Here is a 22,325-nt window from a genome sequence, read left to right as displayed (position 1 = left end):
ATCGATTTAGTCGATTGATTCGTTACCACTTTTTAGAAAAAATAAATATATAAAATTTATACAAATAACGACAAAGTTTACGATATACTATCTTGTAGAATTGTAATGAAAGTTTAATAGTAATGTAAAGTAATTGGATATTAATGGTATTATAAGGTACAGAGCAAAGGTATGTGGAGGGAATATTTGTGGGAAACGCATTAGAACAAAGTGTTGGGGAGATTAACCATTCACGGAACAATAAAACACAGTGGTACAAAAATTGGAAGCCCTTGTCAGCAATCATCGGCATTTTGATTGCACTAATCTTGTCGGGAATTAGTATTTATCAGGCAAAGCACTTTAATGTGAATATATCGATTAATAGCATAAAAGTTAGCGGCTTAACTGCTGACGATGCACTAAAAAAGTTACAATCTACTGTTTTAACCAACAAAGTCTATATTGGAAAAGAATTAATAATAGACGGAAATGATGCAAAGATGGAATTTACTGAGGGCGATCTACCTGAAGTTAAAAAATTATTAAAAAGCCAGTGGACATTTTTCCCCTCATTTAAAGGAAAGGATTATATCTTAACGCCGGGCAAACAGGACGAATATCGTAGTGCAAACTTAAAAAAACAGCTGGAACAAGAACTCAATGCAAGGAATAAGAATTTACAAGCTCCTAAAGATGCGCAGGTAACCTTACAAGAAGGAAAAATAACGATTATAAATGGTAGTGATGGTACGCAATATGATATTCCTAGTCTAGTAAAAGAGTATGAAAAACAGCCATTTACGAGTGAGGTCCATCTGAATCCTATATTGATTCAATCGTTCAAGGAAGACAGTCAACTGGTAAAAGACCAAGAGAAGAAGCTGCAAGAGCTCCTTCAAAGTACAGTTGACTATAAGGTACAGGATAAAGTTTATACGTTAAAGGGCAGTGAGGTTATTCAAAATGCCACAGTGTCCACAGATATGAAAGTTTCAATTGATCCAAGCACGATTAAGAATAAAATTACGGAAATTAATAACGCCCAATCCACATTAGGGAAAAATTTCACCTTTACGACCCACTCAGGTTCAGTCATTTCAGTTAAAGGTGAAGGCTATGGCTGGGCACTTGATGTTGAAAAAGAAACAGCATTAGTTCAAGGCGCTTTTGAAAAAGGAGAAAAATCCATTTCTGCTTCCAATATCCACGGGAACGGCTGGAGTAATGAGGGCTATGGTTACGAAACCATTGCCAACAATGGCATTGGTGGTACCTATGCTGAAGTGTCCATTGCCGAACAACGTATTTGGCTTTACAGAGATGGAAATTTGGTATTAACGACAAATGTGGTTACCGGAAAACACAGTACGGCTGAAGATACTTCACCAGGTGTATGGTATATTCTCTTTAAACGCACCCCTTACACACTTAAGGGAAGTGCTGTCGGCAAAGCAGATTATTCCGTCCAAGTTGATTATTGGGCACCTTTTACCAACAGCGGACAAGGATTCCACGATGCCAGCTGGCGAACAAACTGGAACAACAACGCCTATCTTACACAAGGATCCGGCGGCTGTGTCAACGTATCCCCTAGTATGATGAAAGCCGTTTATGATAACCTTAGTGTCTACCAGCCAGTCGTAGTTTATTAAAGGCTCCTTCTGAATAACCTGTATTTCTTTGAAACACACTACACATGTGTGATCAAAGATATACAGGCTTTTTTATTGTAAAAAAACAATGAAAGAAGGTGTTGGGATGAAGTATGAACAATTAGCAAAAGACATCGTACAAAATGTCGGTGGAAAAGAAAATGTAAACAGCGTTGTACATTGTATTACTCGTTTACGTTTTAAATTGAAGGACGAAGGAAAAGCCAACACAGATGTTATAAAAAATATGGAAGGCGTCGTCACCGTGATGAAAAGCGGTGGTCAGTATCAAGTAGTTATCGGAAACCATGTACCAGATGTATACAAAGCAGTGGTAGACGTAGGCGGTTTCCAATCGCAATCACCTGTCGATGCGGACGGCGGCGACAACCAAAAATCAAGTTTCATTGATATTATCTCTAGTATTTTCACCCCAGTTCTTGGAGTGCTAGCCGCAACAGGGATGATCAAAGGGCTAGTAGCCCTGTTCGTCGCATTAGGTTGGTTACAGAATACAACGGGGACCTACCATATTTTAAACGCAATCGGTGACTCCCTGTTTTATTTCTTCCCGATTTTCTTAGGCTATACGGCCATCAAAAAGTTCGGAGGATCTCACTTTATCGGGATGGCCATTGGGGCATCACTGGTTTATCCGACCTTAACTACGTTAACAACGGGTGACCCGATTACCACTTTATTTTCTGGGAGCGTTTTTCAGTCCCCCATTTATATTACTTTCTTAGGGATACCGGTTATTTTAATGAGCTATGCCTCTTCAGTTATCCCGATTATCCTAGCCGCTTATTTTGGGGCAAAAGTTGAGAAATTTTTCAAAAAAGTGATACCGGATGTTGTTAAGGCATTCGTTGTTCCGTTTTTAACTCTTTTAATTGTTGTACCGATTACGTTCCTTATCATAGGGCCAATCGCTACTTGGGCTGGTGTCCTTTTAGGTCAAGCCACTCTTTGGTTATACAATCTCAGCCCAATGATTGCAGGTCTTTTTGTAGGAGGCTTATGGCAAGTATTTGTTATTTTTGGATTACATTGGGGTCTCGTCCCTATTGCGATTAACAATCTTACCGTGCACGGTGCAGACCCTGTTCTTGGAACGATGTTTGCAGCTTCCTTTGCTCAGATTGGTGCCGTACTGGCAGTTTGGTTAAGGACTAAGGATCAGAAAATCAAATCACTGAGTATACCCGCTTTTATTTCAGGGATTTTTGGTGTCACGGAGCCCGCAATCTACGGGATTACTCTACCTCTAAAAAGGCCGTTTATCATCAGTTGTATTGGCGGTGCAGCCGGTGGTGCAATTTTAGGCTTTATGGGGTCGCAAATTTATATGGTTGGGGGCCTTGGGATCTTTGGTATTCCAACCTATATCAGTCCTAAGGGAGGACTAGATGCAGGATTCTGGGGATCCATAGTCGCGATGATTGTCGGGTTTATCGTCGGCTTTATCTTAACGTGGCTGTTTGGGATGGGGAAAAATAATACAGCTGGCCAAAATACGCAAACAGTTGAATCCCAACCTACAGCTCAAACTCAAACAAATCCGAGCCATGGAAATGAGGTTCTTTTCAGCCCATTCAATGGTGAAGTAAAAGCTCTTTCAGAAATTAAAGACCAGGCCTTTGCTTCAGGGGCACTTGGACAAGGAGTGGCAATAGAACCTTCCGAGGGAAAATTGTACTCCCCTATTTCTGGTAAAGTGACTGCGCTTTTCCCAACCAACCACGCGATTGGGATAACCTCAGACAATGGTGCAGAAATATTAGCTCATATCGGTATGGATACCGTTCAGTTAGAAGGTAAGTTTTTCACCGCTCATGTTTCGCAAGGAGCGCGTGTAGAAAAAGGACAATTACTGATTGAATTTGATATTCCAGGTATCAAAGGGGCAGGATATATTGTCACTACTCCTGTGATCGTTACCAATACAGATCACTATCAACCCCCGATTATAACGGACCAAAAGCAAATAAAACCTGGTGATCGATTACTTGAGTTGAAAACGAAGTAGCTAGGACACACGAATAGTTAGAATTCATTTAAGTATGAAGGTTTATTTTAATGCGAATTAAGGTGAAGGGGTGAATGGGATGAGTTCACAAACAAGAAAATTTCCAGATGGTTTTTTATGGGGCGGCGCCGTAGCAGCTAACCAATTGGAGGGTGCCTATCAAGAAGATGGAAAAGGGCTGTCCACTGCAGATGTATCACCGAATGGGATTATGAGTCCTCCTGATTTTTCTATGACTCAATTTAATTTGTATCATGAAGGTATCGATTTTTACCATAAATACAAAGAAGATATTGCGTTATTCGCCGAAATGGGATTCAAAGCGTTCCGCTTCTCGATTGCTTGGTCCCGTATCTTTCCTAACGGTGATGATCAAGAGCCAAACGAAAAGGGATTGCAATTTTACGATGATATGATAGATGAATTACGCCGGTATAATATTGAACCGGTTGTGACAATTTCTCACTATGAAATGCCGGTTGGGCTAGTTAAAAATTATGGCGGTTGGAAGAACCGTCAAGTGGTTAATTTTTATGAGAAATTTGCTCGAACCATCTTTACTCGCTTTAAAGACAAGGTAAGATTATGGATGACCTTCAATGAAATTAACGTCCTCCTTCATGCACCGTTTACCGGCGGCGGACTGCTTTTTGAAGATGGGCAAAAGAACGAACAGGACATTTACCAAGCGGCACATCATCAATTTGTGGCAAGTGCGCTCGCTGTAAAAGCCGGGCATGAAATCATTCCGGTATCGCAAATCGGCTGTATGATTGCATCCATGATTACCTACCCGTATAGCTCTAGACCAGACGATATGTTCGCAGCCTTAACACAGGATCGAAAAACATTATTCTTTTCAGATGTTCAATCACGAGGCTATTATCCAACCTATATGTCAAATTACTTTATCGAGAATAATATCGATATCAAGATGGAGAATGGCGATTTAGAGCTTCTACAAGAAAATACGGTTGATTACATTGGCTTTAGCTATTATATGTCGTTTGTCGCGAGTACCGCACCAGAGCATGAAGCGGCTAAAACAGCTGGAAACTTGTTTGAAGGTGTCAAAAACCCTTATCTACAAGCCTCCGAATGGGGCTGGCAAATCGACCCGAAAGGCTTAAGAACGGTATGTAACCAGTTATATGACCGCTATCAAAAACCGTTATTTATTGTAGAAAATGGACTTGGCGCAGTGGACAAAGTCGAAGAAGACGGTACGATTAATGATGATTACCGGATTGAATACCTACGAGAGCATATTAAGGAAATGAAAAATGCCATTGGCGATGGGGTCGAAATTATGGGGTATACTTCATGGGGACCAATCGACCTTGTGAGTGCCTCGACTGCTGAACTGAAAAAACGCTATGGCTTCATTTATGTTGACCGTGATAGCCAAGGGCAAGGTTCAAATGCAAGGATTAAGAAGAAAAGCTTTGATTGGTATAAGCAGATTATTGCTACCAATGGAGAAGATCTTTAAACGAATCCCCGATAACGGTTACTGGTACGAATCACTTTTGCATCACTATTAAAAAGAGAGGGGAAATTTCCCCCTCTCTTGATAGTGATCCACCTTATTTTTTCGAATTATCGTGCTTTACAATAATCTGGTTGGATTGGATCACAGAATTTCCTGCATGATCCCATGCCTTGTAGGTTACAGTATAAACTCTATCCCCGCTTCCACTTCTCTCAGCTCTTAGTAGAAAATCAGTATCATAGGTTCCAAAGTCTGCTCCCTGAATATCTTGGACCGTAGTTCCATCACCATCTCCATTGTCTGGTTGATTACTTGTAATGGATACTAATTCAATTCTCTCTAGCCCTGAAAGAGTGTCTGCACCATCAACCAACGCTTTAATTGGAATGAGTGCATGGTTTCGATCGTTTAGGACGCTCGTATTAAACGAAACGTTCAACGTTGGAGCACTTTTATCGATTTTTACTGTAACAGATTGATCATCTTCAATGTTGCCAAAGAGATCTGTACTTCTATATTGAACCACATTTACTCCTTCAGTACTTACATCAAATGGCCCCTGATAGGTTTGCCAATTACCGTCATTAATTTTATACTCTGTTTTTGCTACACCAGATTTATCATCTGAAGCACCGAGAGTAAGATTCACATTCTGGTTATACCATCCATTACGGTCTTGCCCTGAAAGGACCGCCTCCGTTATGGGTGCCTTAGTATCACCACCTGCGCGGTATAAATAGAAATCATCTAATGTTCCCCATGCACCTGCATTTGCTTTGATACTTGCCCCAATCGTAAGGGTTCCATCTGTAACAAGAATCTCATTGATTTGAGGATTGCTCCAATTCACCCAGCCGTTTACGGAAGTATTGGCTTTTAATTCTTTATCGCCGGTTTTCGCAAACAAGTACATTTCTGGGTTTGCTGCGTCCCCACCTTGCAGGAACATTGAAAGGTTGTAATAACCCGGTTCTAAGCCAGTAATGGTTTGCTCTACTTTGAAATCTACACCTTTATCTGAGTAAAAATGAAAAGCATATTCTCCTGATTTCGCATCAGCCGCCTTTTTTTGAAATGAAGTATGCGGCTGAGTTCCATTTCCATAACTAACCTTCCACATTGCTCGATCACTATTTTCAAAGCCAGGGTTTACCACATAATTTTTTGGATTAATAGTAAGGTGTGCTTTTACAGTCGCACCACCTTCAATTATGCCTTCAATTACGTATATTCCAGCACCGCTGTTTATCGCTTGTTCAAGTGCTGGAGCATCCCAAGTAACAGAAGTGGACCCTTTGGTTCCATTATTATAAGTAACCGTTACGGTTTCAGGCAAAGTTATGTCTTCTCCTAAAATCGCACTTACTCTTATATCTTTAATTTCATCAATTTTTAACGGGGTAACAGCTCCCGTATCGACATAATTAAACACGTTTAATGAAGACAAAGGTTTACCAGTAAAATCAAATAACGCTTGGTTATCTACGGCACTACCGCCATACCATGCACCTGCATCATGAGGATCATATTCCCCAGCGAAGCTAGTTGCCCAACCAGAACCATACTGTTCCCAAATTGCTTTATTTTGTTCGTGCTGACTAGCTGGACCAACTGGAAGCCATGCCGGTTCCCAATAAAACACACCAATTCCCGCATCACCAACGTTTGCAACCGCTTGGATTACATCTCTTACAGCGTTCGCTTGTCCTTGTACTGTAATCGGATAATTTAACGTCTGTCCGGAATCCTTCGGTGCTGTGTTTCCGTGGCCATCTCCATCTTCAGCTGTATACGCATAAGAGGTTTCAGCAACCATTACCTTTTTGCCATAGGTATCGGCAACATTTTTAAGAACAGCTGTTAAATTGCTTAATGTACCATGCCAGAATGGATAGTAGGAGCTGGCAAATACATCATAGTCTACGTTATTTTCAGCAAGAGTTTTAGCATAGGAAGCATATCTTCCTGCTGATTCTGGATTCGTAAAGTGCACAGCTACTAAGATATTCGGGTCTATCGATCTAACTGCTTTACTTCCTTCATTAAATAAAGCACTAACCTTTGTCCAATCCTTTTCTCCTGCAACTCCACCATTTGTTTCATTCCCAACCTGAACCATACCAATGTCAATTCCTGCAGCCTTCATCGCTTCCAGGCTTTCTTTTGTATAGTTGTATAAAGCTGTTTTCTTATCTTCAAAGCTTAAGTTTGCCCAAGCCTTTGGTGCTTGCTGTTTAGCAGGGTCCGCCCAGAAATCCGAGTAATGGAAGTCTACTAATAATTTCATTCCATTTGCTGTTGCTCTTTTCCCGATTTTGATTGCAGTTGCTAAATCATTGTTTCCGCCGCCATAACCGTTTCCAGCAGCATCAAATGGATCGTTCCAAACACGAACGCGTACGTAATTAACGCCGGAATCTGCTAATGTCTTGAAAATATCCTGTTCTGCGCCTGCTTTATTTTTAAAAGTCACACCGCTGTTTTCTAAAGAAATAATACTTGAAACGTCTACACCTTTAATAAAGTCCTCACTGATACCGTCTACTCTTTCAACAAAAATATCAGCGTCTACTGGATCTGGGACGCTTGCAGTTAGCGACTTTAAGCTAAAGCTATCTAGGTAACCCCAAGCCTTAGGGGCACCCGTAACGATCGCACCCACTTCAAAATTAGAAGTTTCTTCGGTAACTTTAAAATTCAAAGTGATCGTTCCCCAGTTATTGTAGTCTTTAGTAAATACTGCCTCTGTATTATCATTTCCAGCAAACAGTTTCACGGATCCTGCTGCAGCACCTGTACCACCCATAGAATGAACGGATAGTTCATAGCTTCCGGCTGGAAGTGTTGCTAGAGTCTGCTTAACAGTAAATGATTGGGTTCCGCTTGCTGTTTCTTTAATCCAATATTTAAATGCATGCTCACCCTCATCCTTTGTCATCCATGAATCTCCGGAATAGGCGAAGTATTGTAAATCAAGATGATCCCAAGCAGATGTTTCAATTTCCCATGATCCATCTGCCCAAAAATCCGATTCAAACCCACCATTTACCAAAGACGGTAAAGCTGCTGCCTTTGCGGGTTTGAGATTGAGAAATAAGGAACTAAACACCATCAAAAACGCTAAAAACATTGCTATAATCCTGCCACTTCGTTTTCCCATTCTCCCATCACCTTTACAATATTTTGTATTGTCTGCTATATGAATGATGTCAATCTAGAGGTAAGCGATTCCAATTAATCTAGCAAACTATTAATATGAACAGAAACCACCCACCCTAAGAATAGAATGAATGGTTCCGTAATCATCGTGATTTGTCCTCAAGACCCTTTGTTGAGGACAAATCTCTCTCTTGCAGGCTTAGTTTTGTCCTCAAGACCCTCCGTTGAGGACAAATCTCTCTTTTGCAGGCTTAGTTTTGTCCTCAAGACCCTTTATTGAGGACAAATCTCTATCTTGCAGGCTTAGTTTTGTACTCAAGATCCTCCGTTGAGGACAAATCTCTCTTTTGCAGGCTTAGTTTTGTACTCAAGACCCTTTGTTGAGGACAAATCTCTCTCTTGCAGGCTTAGTTTTGTCCTCAAGACCCTTTATTGAGGACAAATCTCTCTTTTGCAGGCTTAGTTTTGTCCTCAAGACCCTTTATTGAGGACAAATCTCTCTCTTGCAGGCTTAGTTTTGTCCTCAAGACCCTTTATTGAGGACAAATCTCTCTTTTGCAGGCTTAGTTTTGTACTCAAGACCCTTTGTTGAGGACAGATCTCTCTCTTGCAGGCTTAGTTTTGTCCTCAAGACCCTTTGTTGAGGACAAATCTCTCTCTTGCAGGCTTAGATTTGTCCTCAAGACCCTCCGTTGAGGACAAATCTCTCTCTTGCAGGCTTAGTTTTGTCCTCAAGACCCTTTGTTGAGGACAAATCTCTCTCTTGCAGGCTTAGTTCTGTCCTCAACAGTCCTTATTGATGACTCAATTTCATTTTAGGATGCTAAATTCAGTCACTAAAACAGCTTCATAGTGACCGAATTAGTTTTGGACTGTCCGCCTGAGGCGGACAGTGTCCACGGACGGTGACAGGCACCATCGAAAACACCATCGACGTCACCACCGACGTCACCAACGCACCACTATTTCTTATTCTCAAGGATTCTTACTTCATATTTTTCTAAGGTGATGTCACCTGTTAACTCTTCACCAGTAAGATGGTCTGTTACTTTTGATTCGATGGTGATTGGCTGTTTTTCCTCTGTAAAGTTCATGACGAATATATAGTCCCTTTCAGGGGATTGTCTCACTTGGACTGAAACGCCTAGCTCGTGTTTTACTTTAAAGGCTGGTTCAAGTGACAAGTCATTAATCAATTCTTGGTAGAAATCACGCTGGAATTGGTCTTCTAATCGGCCGCCAATATAGTAGGCTTTTCCACCTTGATACTCATGGCTTGTTACTGCTGGTGTCCCTGCATAGAAATCGTCCTCATAGGTGGCTTCCACTGTTGCTTTACCAACCTTAATAATCGTTGCGTAATCTTTTAATTCGTACGACTGATTTTGATAGGTCACTGCATTTCGATCAGTTGGATAGTACGTATCAGTTTCCACTGGATTGATTCCAAAGATGTCTTGGAGATCCTTGTGCCAACCGCCTGTATAGGTTAAATCATGTTCATTAACAATACCGCTAATATAAGTCGTTACTAACGTACCGCCGCCGGCAACAAAAGCCTTAAGACGCGCAATGGTTTCTTCACTTACTAAATAAAGCATAGGAATAATCAATAATTTATAGCGAGTAAAATCCTGTTCCTTGGTAATGACATCAACAGGAATATCCTGTTCCCAGAAAGCTCGATAATGCTGAACCAAGGTTTGCGGATAACGCTTTGTCTGCAAGCCATATCCTTGTGCGTCATTAAGCGCCCAATTGCTTTCCCAATCATAGAAAATGGCCACTTCAGCAGGACGATTGGTACCAACAATTTCACCCAATTTCCCAAGCGTCTTACCAACCTCGGCAACTTCTTGAAATACACGATTTTCAGAACTATTATCATGATCGACAACGGCACCATGGAATTTTTCCGAAGAGCCTCGGGATTTCCGCCATTGGAAGTAAAGAACACTATCAGAGCCATGTGCCACCATTTGCATGGAAGCAAGCATGTGCATGCCAGGTCGTTTCGCTTTGTTGACTGGGTGCCAATTAACCATGCTTGGAGTGGATTCCATTAGTAAAAATGGCTGCTGCTTTAGGCAACGATATAGGTCATCAATAAAGCCTACTCTCATTGCTAGATCGGCTGTGCTCTCCCAATCATTATGCCAAGCAGGATAAGCATCCCAGCTAATAACATCCAAGTGCTTCGCAAATTTGCTATAATCCAGCGCCTGGAATGGGATTAACTCATGGGTGTCCGCCATAAAGTTCGTGGTAATCGGAATCTCTGGTGTCAATTCGCGAATCGGAAGGATTTCATTTTCATAGAAATCAATTGTTTGGTCGGTAACAAAACGGCGCCAATCTAGATTTAAGCCGTGAACCATGCTTTCTCCGATCGAAGAAGGAGATTCAATTTGCGACCAATCTGTGAAAGTGTGGCTCCAGAAAGGACCCCACCATGCGTCGTTCAACGATTTTAAATCATTATTATATTTCTTTTTAAGCCATCCTCTAAAAGCTTCATGGCAAAGATCGCAATGACATTCACCGCCATACTCATTTGAAATATGCCACATAAGTAAACCAGGATGATGCCCATAACGTTCTGCCAGCATGCGATTAATCTTCTGCGTTTTTTCCCGATAAACGGGCGATGTAAAACAGTGATTGTGCCTTCCGCCATGCAGCATTTTAACTCGTGAGCCATTTACACGCAGTACCTCAGGGTATTTTTGTGACATCCATGCTGGTCGAGCCCCGCTTGGTGTCGCCAAAATCACTCGACCATTGAAGCTATAGATGTCATCAATTACTTTATCAAGCCATTCAAAGTTGTAGACACCTTCTTCTGGCTCAAGCGCCGCCCAAGCAAAAATTCCCACCGAGAATGTATTTGTATGGCTCATCTGCATTAACTTTATATCATCTTCTAAAATATCTGGACGGTCTAACCATTGGTCCGGATTATAGTCTCCGCCATGCAGCATAAAGTCAGCCTTCGTCACGTAAGTTTTTTCATGTTTAGACATAGTAATCTCCTTTTACATTTGTTACTTACTCTACCATTACCCTTTCGTACCACCTGCAGTTAAGCCAGAAACGAATTGCTTTTGCAGCAGCAAGAAGGTAATCGCAATCGGAATACTAATTAAAATCGCACCAGCTGCGAATGTCGTATAACTCGCACCCATTACATCGTTCACTAATTTATATAACCCAATTGGCAATGTGAAAGAATCAGGTGTTCTAAGAATAACCGATGATAAAACGAAATCCCCAAGCGGACCTGTGAATCCATTCATCGCTACAACCGCTAACATCGGCCTTGATAATGGAAGGATAATTTGCCAAAAGATTCTAGAGTTGCTAGCGCCGTCAATTTTTGCGCTTTCATCTAAATCCATCGGAATCGAATCCATATAGCCCTTCATTAGATAGGTATTCATCGGAATTTGTCCGCCTATATAGAGAAGGATCAATAACCAATGACTATTCATCATCCCTAAGATTTGCGCTAATACGAACAGTGCAATTAACGCAGCAAATTGAGGAATCATTTGTAATAACAGAAATAACATTAATGCATTTTTTCTTCCTTTAAAGCGAAAACGTGAAAAAGCATAAGCTGTAAATGATACTGTGATCATCGTCCCAAGCATGGTAAAAATGCTTATTTTTAAGGAGTTCAAATACCATTTTCCATATTGAAGACTTTCTTTTCCCGCAAATAACTCTTTATAATGATCAAGCGTTGGATTTTCCGGGATAATCGAGGTACTGATTAAACTGTTACCTGGGTTAAAGCTTGCCCCTACGGTCCAAAGTAAAGGATAAATAATCAGTACAGTCATAAAAAGCAGCAGGGCATAGGTGAAAAATAGACGAACGAATCGATTGGTTTTCATAGTTGTCTGCATATTTTATGCCCCCTCCTTGAATGAATTTGTACGTCTGAATTGCCATAAGGCGATACCGATAACGAAGATCGATAACAAAATCGTTAAGGCTGCTGCCAGCGAGTATTGACTGGATTGCATGGTGAGTTTATAGATCCATGACACCAAGATATCGGTTCCGCCAGCTGTTGATCCAGCCACCGCAGGACCACCGCCATTGAAAAGATAAATAATATTAAAGTTATTAAAGTTAAAGGTAAACTGCGTAATGATAATTGGTGCCATCGCAATCAATATCATTGGCATCGTAATATTCTTAAATTTAGCAAAAATAGAGGCACCATCAATCGTGGCCGCTTCATATAAATCCTCAGGAATCGACTGAAGTACACCTGTTGTTACGATGAAGATATACGGGAATCCAAGCCACCCCTGCATAAGAATTAGTGCGACTCTCGCCCACTTCTCATCTGTCATCCACGGGATAGGATCCATTCCAAAAAACGCTAAAATATCATTGTTGATTGCACCAAAACTATCATTAAATAGTCCGGCAAAAATCAGGATCGTTACAAACCCTGGCACTGCCCATGGTAAAACCAAAATGGTACGGAAGAACTTCTTGAAGCGTACTTCCTTTTGGTTCACTACAATCGCTAAGAAAACGCCAAGGCTTACTTGAAGTGATGAGGCCACAAGCGTCCAAATAACTGTCCATGCTAAAACATCAAAGAACGTGGAACGCCAAATATCAACAGTGAAGATTTCTGCAAATGTTTCTAGCCCCACCCAATCGGCTAAGTTTGCAGGTGGTGAATGGTATAAGTCATAATTGGTAAACGCTAATGCGAAACTAAACAAAATCGGAAAGATTACTGCAAAAATCAGTAGAAACAATGATGGACCACTAATTAAGTAAGGATATCCTTGTCCAATTAAATTTTGATATTCACTCTTCAGTGAAGTGACAGGGAAATTTTCATCTCGTAGTTTTCCATTTTTATAAGCATCTTTAAGATTCCAATAATAAATACCTAGTCCAAAGCCAGTTACAATTAAGGCAATTATCCCTTCTGCTAAAAGAAAGATTGAGTTATCTCGAGGCACTTGAGTTCCTAAGGTAAAAAGTCCCCAAAACCCCATATTCAAAAGGTCTCCAAATGCCACCACAAACGAAGCACCAAGAATAAGAAACACAAGACCCTTCACCCATTGCTTATTGTAAAACTGACCTAGTCCAGGAATGATAGATAAAAGCGGGGCTATAGTACGATGTTGCACTTTCTTCACCTCTCTATATAGATGACCGTTAAAAATGTAAATTTTTATTGGCTCTAATATTCAGATTCATATAACAAATGGTGTCAAACATAAGTAGCGTTTGACACCATTATTTTGATTACTACTTATTTTTTACCGTGTTTTGCTTCAATTTGACCTTTGATTGTTTCAACTGCTTGATCTAATGCTTCTTTTGGTTGCGCTTTACCAGTTGCGATTGTTTGCAGGGCTGAATCAGCAGGTGCCCAAACTTCGTTCATTTGAGGAATATTAGGCATTAATACTGAGAATTTAGATTGCTCAGCAACAGCTTTTGCAGCTGGGCTTTCAGTAACAACAGGATCAGTAGCTAAAGATGCTACAGCTGGAACTTCTTTTGTAATTTCATATCTTGTTTTAGAGTTTTCTTCGTTTGCAATGAATTCAACAAACTTTTCAGCAAGCTCAGGGTTCTTAGAATAAGAACTTACGTTGTAGCTTTTTACACCAATAAACGCAGCCATGTTCTTACCATTTCCAAGCTCAGGTAATTTTTGTACACCAAAGTTTACGCCCGCTTTTGTAAATGGCTCGATATTCCATGGACCAGAAATAATTGCCGCAGCTTTTCCTTCAGTAAATAATGATTCGATTACATTAATACCTTGTTCACCAACAATACCTGCTGGGAATAAGCCTTCTTTATAGAACTTTTGAATATATTGTGCACCTTCAACTGCACCAGCGTTATTGATTCCGATATCAGTTGGATCATAACTGCCGTCGTCATCTTGACCAAAGATGTAACCGCCATATCCGCTTAATACACTGTTCGCATAGTAAATTTGGTCAAATAGAGCTAGGAAACCAAACTTTTCACCATTGGCAACACCTTTAGAATAGTCATACCATCCTTCAAGAGTAGTTGGAAGCTTGTCCTCAGTGATAAGGTCTTTATTGTAGAAAAGCATTGTTGTTTCTACTGCTTTTGGTAATCCGTAAACCTTACCTTCAACCTTTTGTGCGTCCATTGCCGCTTCTGTATAAATTCCTTGAGTTGTATCATCAACATCTAATTCTTTGATTAACCCTTCAGTAACAGCCGTACCAATCTGGTCACTCGGCATAGTAAGAACGTCTGGACCTGTACCTGCTGGTCCATCAAGACGCAAGTCTTCAATTTGCTTTGTATATTGTTTTTCTACCATCTTTACTTTTACATTGTTTTCTTCTTCAAATTTGGCGATGGCATCTTTAATGCCTTCACCCTTCATAATATCTTCCCAAACGAGTAATTCATTTGATTTATTTGCTTCCTTTTTGTATCCAGTATCTTTCGCGTCGTCCTGTGGTCCACATGCCACTAAGGATAAACTTAAAGCAACACCACTCATAAGGCCAAAATATTTTTTAAACTTTTTCATGGATGTACATCCTTTCAAAATATAATATTAATCGCTTTACCTTGACGCCTATTGAAAGCGTTTCAGTAAATATAATATATCACCGCGAGGAAAACATGTAAACAATTTTTTTACTAAAAATAGTAAATTATTTTACTTTAACTTTAGTTAGTGCTTTTTCGAACCACTAACTCAGAACCAATATATAAAGTTTTCACAAGTTTCCTTTTATCCATCACTTGTTCAAGCAATAGCAGAACCGCATTTTTGCAGATTTCCCTTAGATCAATATGAAAGGTAGTAAGCGGCGGGGAGACATATTTTGTCACACTAATATTATTCACACTGACAATACTTACACGATTGGGTATCGTAATTCCATGCTCATTCAACGCCTGAAGGCAGCCTACAGCTATTGGATCAGCAGCAATATAGAAAGCTGTTGGCAGCTGGTCCCCGAGCTGTTGAATGGCTTTTTTCATTAGAAGATAACCACTCTCTACCGAAAATCCTCTGCGATGAAAAATATAAGAATCTTTCAATAAACCCTTTTGTTCCATATATCTGCGAAACACACGCTCCCGCAAATCCATTTCATCCTCATCGGTGTTTGGATTGTGGTAGGTCCCTCCAATAAAACCAATCTCCGTATGACCTTTTTCCATTAAGAAATCTACAGTCTTTCTTGTAATTTGCGGAAGATCCGGTCTTACAGAGTCAAAATGATTCGGATCAGGTGATGTATCTAGAAAGACCCCATTTGTCGTTATGCTTCTCAAATGTGCAAGTTCTTTGTCAGAAAAGGTCCCCACAGCAATGAATCCCTCAATCGTATCAGGAATTTGATGAATGCCATCGGAAATTTTGTAAGTAATCATTTCAACATTGTATAACCTTGCCATTTTTTCAATCTCAATGCGCATTGTTTTAAAATAGACATCCTCTAATTCCTCTATATCCGTAAGCCAATATAAAAAAGCGATATTCTTTACTAACAGCCTCACCGTTTTCCTGCGGTAATTAAGCTCCTCCGCCACCTCATAAATCTTTTCACGCGTCTCATCTGAAACAGACAAACTTTGGTCATTATTAAGAACTCTTGAAACGGTAGAAGCCGAATAACCCGACTTTTCAGCTATATCTTTTATAGTCGCCATTGTGAAACCTCCATATATTCATTATGTTCAATTCTAAAGATGTATATTATTTAGTAAACTTATTTACTAAATTTTACGACATTATACATATAAATTCAAGTGAATATATGGACAGTCTTTATCTAAAAAACATCTTTTAAAAAAATTCACAAAAAAAGTGCAGAGCCTGTTAAACTCTGCACTTTTTCAAGCTATTAATTAGAAGAAGTAATTAGCTTACCTGCAAACAATCACTTCACGGGAAAATGCCCCTTTTTTTGCAAGTGCAGTGTCAACAATCTCAAATCCCGCTTCAATCAGTAACGGATCGATGTGTTCCACGGTTACCACTACAACCTTATCCGCAAACCTTCGTGCACTTTGAAGCATTTCCAGCTGCTCTTTTGGAGATATCACTGAACATAGATTGTAGGGTAAATCGATAATCGCGACATCGTAATGATTGGTGATGGTACGCATGTCTTTAAACTTTACTTCTCCAGTAAACCCAAAGTGTGCGATATTTTCTCTTGTACCAGCAAGAATAACAGGGTTATTGTCGCTCCCCTCGATATCAATGCCCATCGATAGTGCTTCAATCAGTACGGTCCCTATTCCACAACAAGGGTCAATAGCTTTTATCCCAGCTGGGTTTGGGATTGCGATATTAACCAACGCTCTTGCCACGCGTGTACTGAGCGCGGTGGAATAATTGTGTGGCTTTTGCTGATGGCGAAACCAAACAGACTCACTTTTCACATAGTCACCAAAAACCCATCTACCGTTTACATGCATGAGTGCAAACAAAACCTGTGGATTCCGAATATCCGCTACACCCTTAATCCTCTGACCTCCTTCTCGCTCAATCGTTCGCCGCTTCTCAAATGGTTCCTCGCCATTTTTCACACAAATCACCTTAAACGTTTCTCCGGTTACTTGGAAGTATGCTAATTTTTCAAGAAGTCCTTCCATACTCTCTCCTTCAAAAAGTACTGCGATTCTCTCCTTTATAAACGGACTACGACTGGGATCAATTTTTACAGTGCTTTCCAAGATATTCGTTTGTGATTCCGTCCCAAACAATGAGCGCATCTCCAGCGCACGTAAGGAGCGTTCATCCTCATAACCCGAGTAAGTATAGATATAGGTACTTACCATTTCAACCTCATCCTTTATAAAAAAAAACAATAGGCATGGTCATTTATAGACATTACCTATTGCCTTTATTGTTATCTAAAAAACACTTTGTCGATATTGTACTTCGACTTTGATTCATTAATGATAAACGTTTCATAAATTTCTCTGTGTGTTGGGTCTTCAATGACACAAACTTCAATCTTTGTGATTTCATCTCGATGGTTTTTTACTGGAGATACGGTATCCTCAAAATGTTTCTTGATTCTTGGTCGCAGCTTTCTTGCTTTCCCTACAAACAGCAGCTCTTTATCCTTGTTATAAAACATGAAAATTCCACCCTTATCACGCGGGATAAGATGAAAATCAGTAAACCCATAAATGTTGCTCATCTCTGGATTATCTTGTTTCGTAATGGTAACTTCTGGCTTTGGCACGGTTATATTAATCACGCAAGCTCACTTCCTCTTTCTACAGTGCTTTATATGCTATCACAATTCCACATATATTACTATATCCTGATATCAATCATTTAGCCAAAAAATAACAATAAAATACCCTTCTTAAAAAATTTTAACTCTTAATGGAAAGTTTTTGCATATACTAAAAAGGCAATCTATAGGGGGTGTTCATGATTACCAGTATCCAGGAAGTAAATGAAGTCCTCTCCGGTTTACAACATCCATTAGCCCAAAAATGGCTTTGCCACGATCTCATCAAAAAAACGATTGCAGTTAGTTATGATTATTGGTTAGAAGACACCAATATCCCCATGACCTTAGATGAATTTGTATTACAGTATCTCGACCATGCAGAGTATCTAGGTGAAATGTTTGCTGACGATTAACACCCGTGGTCTGCACTTAAAATTCATAAAGTTCAATCGGTAACCCATCCGGATCCGCAAAGAAAGTAAATTTTTTTTGTGTCCATGGGTCTATCCGTATGTCCTCTACTTCCAATTGCATATCTTTTAATTGTTGGACAGCCTCTTCGATATTGTCCACTTCAAATGCCAAATGTCTTAACCCTGCAGCCTCGGGAGAATTGACCCGTGCCGGTGGGTTTGGAAAGGAAAATAACTCAATTTGGTATTGTCCATTTACCTCAAGGTCCAGTTTATAAGAGTCTCTTTCCTCGCGATACACTTCCCTTATTGCTGTTAGTCCTAAAACTCGCACATAAAAATCCTTCGAAACTTCATAGTTAGAACAAATAACTGCGATATGGTGTATTTTCTTTAAGTTCATTTCCTATTCTCACTTCTTTCGCCTTTTTATCCAAGTATACCATTCGGCACCTTATTCGTTGAGAGATAAGGTTAAGCACCCTAGTGATAAATAGACGGAAAAATTCCGCTTATCAAGTAAATATTATCAAAAAGGGCTTAACTAGACGGAGGGATTCCGCCTATTGACTCGAAAAATTCTAAAATGGAGGATTTTGCTTTGCATAAGCGGAAAACCTCCGCTTGTCTCCCCAGAAACGAGCTCCATTCTTCATTTAAACGGAAAATCTCCGCTTAATCCCACTCAAAAATCTTCCCCAAAAAACATTTCTTATTAAAATTTCAAATAATTTTTCAATCACCATGTCCTTTTTTCCTATTTTTTTATATATAAAAGGGTGAAAGGAGGTGATAACGATGGCACAAGCAGTAGTAACAGCGTCTAAGTTACGTTTGGTGTTCCAGGTAGGTATGGATGATGAAGGCAAACCGGTTCTTAAAGCAAAGGCATTCAGTAATATCCAAAAATCCGCCACACCCGATCAACTTTTACAGGCAGCACAAGCCCTTATTGGGTTATCCAATGATACTCTCAGCAATATCGAGAGAGTTGACAATGCTGATTTACTAGCATAATCGAAAAATAAATTTGATAGGAGGTGAATAAAATGGCTAAAACACTAGAGTTAGAGTTTGTTACCGAGTTTGGAAAAACTGCACGTTTATCAGTAGAAAACCCAAAGGAACCGATTGAGGAAGGAGTAGTAAAGGCTGCGATGGAGGAAATGATTTCGTCTGGAGTCTTCACATCTACAAATGGTAACTTTGCCTCTGTAAAAGGAGCACGCGTGATTGACCGCAATGTTACTGAATATGAGATAGTTTAATAGCTAGGAGGCCGGTTTCAGTTGAAGCCAGCCTCTTTTCTTTCATCTAGTGAAATTAATAATAACGTAAACCTTTATTCATAGTTTGTTCATGAATACGGGGTAAGATATATGTATGAGAAGGACCTCCTATTATCTTTCTCGCTTTTTCATATTTCCCCCTTTTTATGATTCGGCAAATTGCCGAATCTTTTTTCGTATACAAAAAATAATCCTACCCCAACGAAGGAGTAGGATTGCTATTATTGCCAATTTGTATGAAAGACTCCAGGCATATCCCTGCGTTCGTAGGTGTGGGCGCCAAAGTAATCACGTTGGGCTTGTAAGAGGCTGGCATTTGAGACAGCTGTCCGGTAACCATCATAGTAAGAAAGAGAAGCACTTAAGCACGGAAACGAAATTCCAGCAGTAATGCCATCACAGACAACCTTACGCAATCCCATTTGGTAATCTTTCACCTTTTCAGCAAAATAAGGGGCGATCAGCAAATTCGCCAAAGCTGGCTGCTCATCATAAGCTTCACTAATAACGTTTAAAAATTCTGCACGAATGATACAGCCGCCGCGGAATATAAGAGCAATGTCTTTTAAAGGTAAATCCCATCCATACAGTTCAGAAGTCGTTTTATATTGAGTGAATCCCTGCGCATAAGCACAAACTTTACCGACATATAATGCTTGTCGAATGGACTCAATCCACTCATCACGATCGAAATTCTGCGCTTCGAACGCTGGACCAGCTAAAATATCCTGAGCATGAACTCGTTCTTCTTTTAGGGAGGATAGATAGCGGGCAAACAAAGACTGTGTAATAATAGATGCCGATATTCCGTTATCGATGGCTTGCATGCTCGTCCATTTACCTGTCCCTTTTTGTCCTGTTTTATCAAGAATCACATCAATCAGTGGTAAGCCCGTTACCTCATCCTTTTTACGTAAAATTTCTGCAGTAATCTCGATTAGATAACTTTTCAGTTCACCTTGATTCCAGGTTTCAAAAATGTCAGCAATTTCATCAACGGATAAGTGTAACCTTTCTCTTAAAAACGTATAGGCTTCTGCAATGAGTTGCATATCGGCATACTCGATCCCGTTATGTACCATTTTTACAAAATGACCGGCACCTTTTGGCCCCATATAAGCGCAGCAAGGGGTATTGTCGACCTGGGCCGCTATTTTTGTAAGAATGGGTGCTGCTTTTTCATAAACGTCTTGATCGCCGCCAGGCATGATAGATGGTCCTTCCAATGCTCCAACCTCGCCGCCAGAAATCCCGATTCCCAAATAACCGATACCTTTTGACTTTAACTCATCATATCTACGTTCCGTATCTTCGTAATGAGAGTTACCGCCATCCATAATGACGTCACCTTCTTGAAGATGTGGTACCAATGAGGCAATCACCGAATCGATAGCTTTGCCGGCAGTAACCATCACAAAGACTTTTCTCGGAGTCTCTAACGATTGTACAAAATCTTGAACTTCATAGTATGGGGTAATTGCCTGGCCATCAAGTTTTTCCACAAGCTGATCTGTTAAATCTCTCGTGTAATTATAAACAGCGACTTGTTCCCCTTTATTCGCCATATTTAAAGCGATATTACTTCCCATAACGCCTAAACCAATAACTCCTATTGTATTCAACATATTTTCATACTCCTTTTTCTAAGGTGAATAGGCAGTAAAACCCTTAGGTTTACTGCCTGAAAGTACCTATACAAACAAGCTTAATAATAAAACAAATCCTAATCCCGCTACGGAAATAATCGTCTCAAGTAAGGTCCACGTTGCAAATGTTTCTTTCATACTTAAACCAAAGTATTCTTTAAACATCCAGAAACCAGCATCGTTTACGTGGGAAAGAATGACACTTCCCGCACCTGTTGCAAGAACGACCAGTGCAAGGTTAACATCAGATTGTCCTAACATTGGAATCACTAAACCAGCTGTTGTTAAGGCCGCAACGGTAGCTGATCCTAATGCTATACGTAAAATGGCAGCAATCATCCATGCAAGGATAATCGGTGATATAGCAGTTCCTTTGAATAATTCCGCTACATAGTCACCAACGCCGCCGTTGATTAATACTTGTTTGAAGGCTCCGCCGCCTCCGATGATTAACAACATCATACCAATGTGCAGAATCGCTTGTGTACAAGACTCCATAACATCCTTCATCGGAATCTTTCTTGCAATACCCATTGAATAAACCGCAAATAATAGCGAGATCAACATAGCTGTACCCGCTTCACCGATAAATCGAATGACTGCCAGTACAGTATTATCTTCAAAGCCCAATGTTTTTTGCATCAAGGTAATGATAGTTGCAATTGACATTAAAATAACCGGAAGTAATGCAGTAAATACACTGATACCAAATTTAGGTGTATCTTCAAGTTTAAATGTTTTTAGTTCACCTAATGAAGCAATGCTGCCCATTTTTGTAAATGAATCAGGAACAATTTTTTTCGCAATCTTTGTAAAAACTGGTCCAGCCAAGATAACCGTAGGAACAGCACAAATGAAACCATAAAGTAATACTTCACCAATGTCAGCACCAAGCTCACCAGCAATCGTTGTTGGTCCTGGGTGCGGCGGCAAGAAACCGTGTGTTACGGATAGTGCTGCTGTCATTGAAATACCGAGTGACAAGATCGAAACTTTTAATTCTCTTGAAATCGCAAAAACAATTGGAATCAATAATACTAAACCTACTTCAAAAAATAACGCGATACCAATAATGAATGAAGCAACTACTACTGCCCATTGTGTATTTTTTTCACCGAATTTTTTTACAAGCGTCATCGCAATTCGCTGCGCACCGCCTGAATCAGCGATTAACTTACCGAGCATTGCTCCAAGTCCAAAAATCAAACCAATATGTCCAAGTGTTCCGCCTAATCCGGCTTCGATGGTTTTAACTACTTCTTCTAATGGCATGCCAAGGGCTAATGCCACCCCAAACGATACGATGATTAAAGAAATAAAGGTGTTTAATTTCAAACCCATGATTAAAATAAGTAAGGCTACAATTCCAAGTGCTACAATAATTAATGGCATGATGAAAACCTCCA

The 22,325-nt window shown here is 40.0% G+C and carries 17 protein-coding genes; 6 read left to right on the top strand and 11 right to left on the bottom strand.

Going from position 1 to position 22,325, the window contains the following annotated elements; all coding sequences use genetic code 11:
* Nucleotides 1–188: 188 nt before the first annotated feature.
* The 3 genes from ABC255_RS03195 (at nt 189) to bglH (ending at nt 5,155) form a co-directional block, all read left to right on the top strand.
* Nucleotides 189–1,634 (top strand): L,D-transpeptidase family protein, encoded by a 1,446-nt coding sequence (locus tag ABC255_RS03195; RefSeq protein ID WP_412991320.1) that lies wholly within the window; start codon nt 189–191, stop codon nt 1,632–1,634.
* A 106-nt stretch (nt 1,635–1,740) separates the two neighbouring features.
* A complete protein-coding gene (locus ABC255_RS03190; protein ID WP_412991319.1) occupies nt 1,741–3,663 on the top strand; it encodes a beta-glucoside-specific PTS transporter subunit IIABC in 1,923 nt (640 codons plus the stop codon).
* A gap of 79 nt (nt 3,664–3,742) precedes the next feature.
* Nucleotides 3,743–5,155 carry an aryl-phospho-beta-d-glucosidase gene (gene bglH, locus ABC255_RS03185; RefSeq protein WP_412991318.1) on the top strand — a complete coding sequence of 471 codons (1,413 nt, stop codon included), beginning with the start codon at nt 3,743–3,745 and terminating at the stop codon, nt 5,153–5,155.
* Between the two features lie 94 nt (nt 5,156–5,249).
* Here the strand turns inward: bglH and ABC255_RS03180 are convergent, their stop codons facing one another.
* The 8 genes from ABC255_RS03180 to ABC255_RS03145 all read right to left on the bottom strand — a co-directional run bounded on the left by ABC255_RS03180 (nt 5,250) and on the right by ABC255_RS03145 (nt 17,589).
* Nucleotides 5,250–8,315, bottom strand: a complete 3,066-nt coding sequence (locus ABC255_RS03180) for a glycosyl hydrolase 53 family protein (RefSeq protein ID WP_412991317.1) — start codon at nt 8,313–8,315, stop codon at nt 5,250–5,252.
* Between the two features lie 961 nt (nt 8,316–9,276).
* Entirely contained in the window at nt 9,277–11,337 is a 2,061-nt protein-coding gene (gene ganA, locus ABC255_RS03175) for a beta-galactosidase GanA (protein ID WP_412991316.1), read from the bottom strand.
* A 36-nt stretch (nt 11,338–11,373) separates the two neighbouring features.
* Entirely contained in the window at nt 11,374–12,225 is an 852-nt protein-coding gene (ganQ, locus tag ABC255_RS03170) for a galactooligosaccharide ABC transporter permease GanQ (protein ID WP_335529762.1), read from the bottom strand.
* A 3-nt stretch (nt 12,226–12,228) separates the two neighbouring features.
* Nucleotides 12,229–13,485 carry a galactooligosaccharide ABC transporter permease GanP gene (ganP, locus tag ABC255_RS03165; protein WP_412991315.1) on the bottom strand — a complete coding sequence of 419 codons (1,257 nt, stop codon included), beginning with the start codon at nt 13,483–13,485 and terminating at the stop codon, nt 12,229–12,231.
* Between the two features lie 125 nt (nt 13,486–13,610).
* Nucleotides 13,611–14,888 (bottom strand): arabinogalactan oligomer ABC transporter substrate-binding protein GanS, encoded by a 1,278-nt coding sequence (gene ganS / locus ABC255_RS03160; protein ID WP_412991314.1) that lies wholly within the window; start codon nt 14,886–14,888, stop codon nt 13,611–13,613.
* A gap of 143 nt (nt 14,889–15,031) precedes the next feature.
* A complete protein-coding gene (gene ganR / locus ABC255_RS03155) occupies nt 15,032–16,024 on the bottom strand; it encodes a galactan degradation operon transcriptional regulator GanR (RefSeq protein ID WP_412991313.1) in 993 nt (330 codons plus the stop codon).
* Nucleotides 16,025–16,240: 216 nt separating this feature from the next.
* Nucleotides 16,241–17,161, bottom strand: a complete 921-nt coding sequence (locus ABC255_RS03150) for a TRM11 family SAM-dependent methyltransferase (protein ID WP_412991312.1) — start codon at nt 17,159–17,161, stop codon at nt 16,241–16,243.
* 71 nt (nt 17,162–17,232) lie between these two features.
* A complete protein-coding gene (locus ABC255_RS03145; protein ID WP_412991311.1) occupies nt 17,233–17,589 on the bottom strand; it encodes a nucleotide excision repair endonuclease in 357 nt (118 codons plus the stop codon).
* 179 nt (nt 17,590–17,768) lie between these two features.
* On the opposite strand from ABC255_RS03145, the gene ABC255_RS03140 reads away from it, so the two are divergent.
* Nucleotides 17,769–17,984, top strand: a complete 216-nt coding sequence (locus ABC255_RS03140; RefSeq protein ID WP_307307580.1) for a hypothetical protein — start codon at nt 17,769–17,771, stop codon at nt 17,982–17,984.
* A gap of 16 nt (nt 17,985–18,000) precedes the next feature.
* Here ABC255_RS03140 and gloA2 read toward each other — a convergent pair whose 3' ends face one another.
* The gene (gene gloA2 / locus ABC255_RS03135; protein ID WP_412991310.1) at nt 18,001–18,387 is read right to left on the bottom strand and encodes an SMU1112c/YaeR family gloxylase I-like metalloprotein; all 387 of its coding nucleotides are present in this window, start codon (nt 18,385–18,387) and stop codon (nt 18,001–18,003) included.
* A 395-nt stretch (nt 18,388–18,782) separates the two neighbouring features.
* Between gloA2 and ABC255_RS03130 the strand changes: the two genes are divergently transcribed.
* Both ABC255_RS03130 and ABC255_RS03125 read left to right on the top strand, forming a co-directional pair.
* Nucleotides 18,783–19,001: a DUF1659 domain-containing protein gene (locus ABC255_RS03130; RefSeq protein WP_412991309.1), complete on the top strand. Its 219-nt coding sequence runs from the start codon at nt 18,783–18,785 to the stop codon at nt 18,999–19,001.
* Between the two features lie 32 nt (nt 19,002–19,033).
* Complete coding sequence (locus tag ABC255_RS03125) at nt 19,034–19,252, top strand: DUF2922 domain-containing protein (protein WP_412991308.1); 219 nt, start codon at nt 19,034–19,036, stop codon at nt 19,250–19,252.
* A gap of 242 nt (nt 19,253–19,494) precedes the next feature.
* Here ABC255_RS03125 and gnd read toward each other — a convergent pair whose 3' ends face one another.
* Both gnd and ABC255_RS03115 read right to left on the bottom strand, forming a co-directional pair.
* Nucleotides 19,495–20,898 (bottom strand): decarboxylating NADP(+)-dependent phosphogluconate dehydrogenase, encoded by a 1,404-nt coding sequence (gene gnd / locus ABC255_RS03120; protein ID WP_412991307.1) that lies wholly within the window; start codon nt 20,896–20,898, stop codon nt 19,495–19,497.
* Nucleotides 20,899–20,964: 66 nt separating this feature from the next.
* Nucleotides 20,965–22,311, bottom strand: a complete 1,347-nt coding sequence (locus ABC255_RS03115) for a GntP family permease (protein ID WP_412991306.1) — start codon at nt 22,309–22,311, stop codon at nt 20,965–20,967.
* Between the last annotated feature and the right edge of the window lie 14 nt (nt 22,312–22,325).

The sequence above is a fragment of the Neobacillus canaveralius genome (genome assembly GCF_047237705.1).
GTDB lineage: Bacteria > Bacillota > Bacilli > Bacillales > Cytobacillaceae > Neobacillus > Neobacillus niacini_K.
Note: the sequence above shows the minus strand (reverse complement) of the source record. Positions and strands in the feature narration are given on the sequence as shown.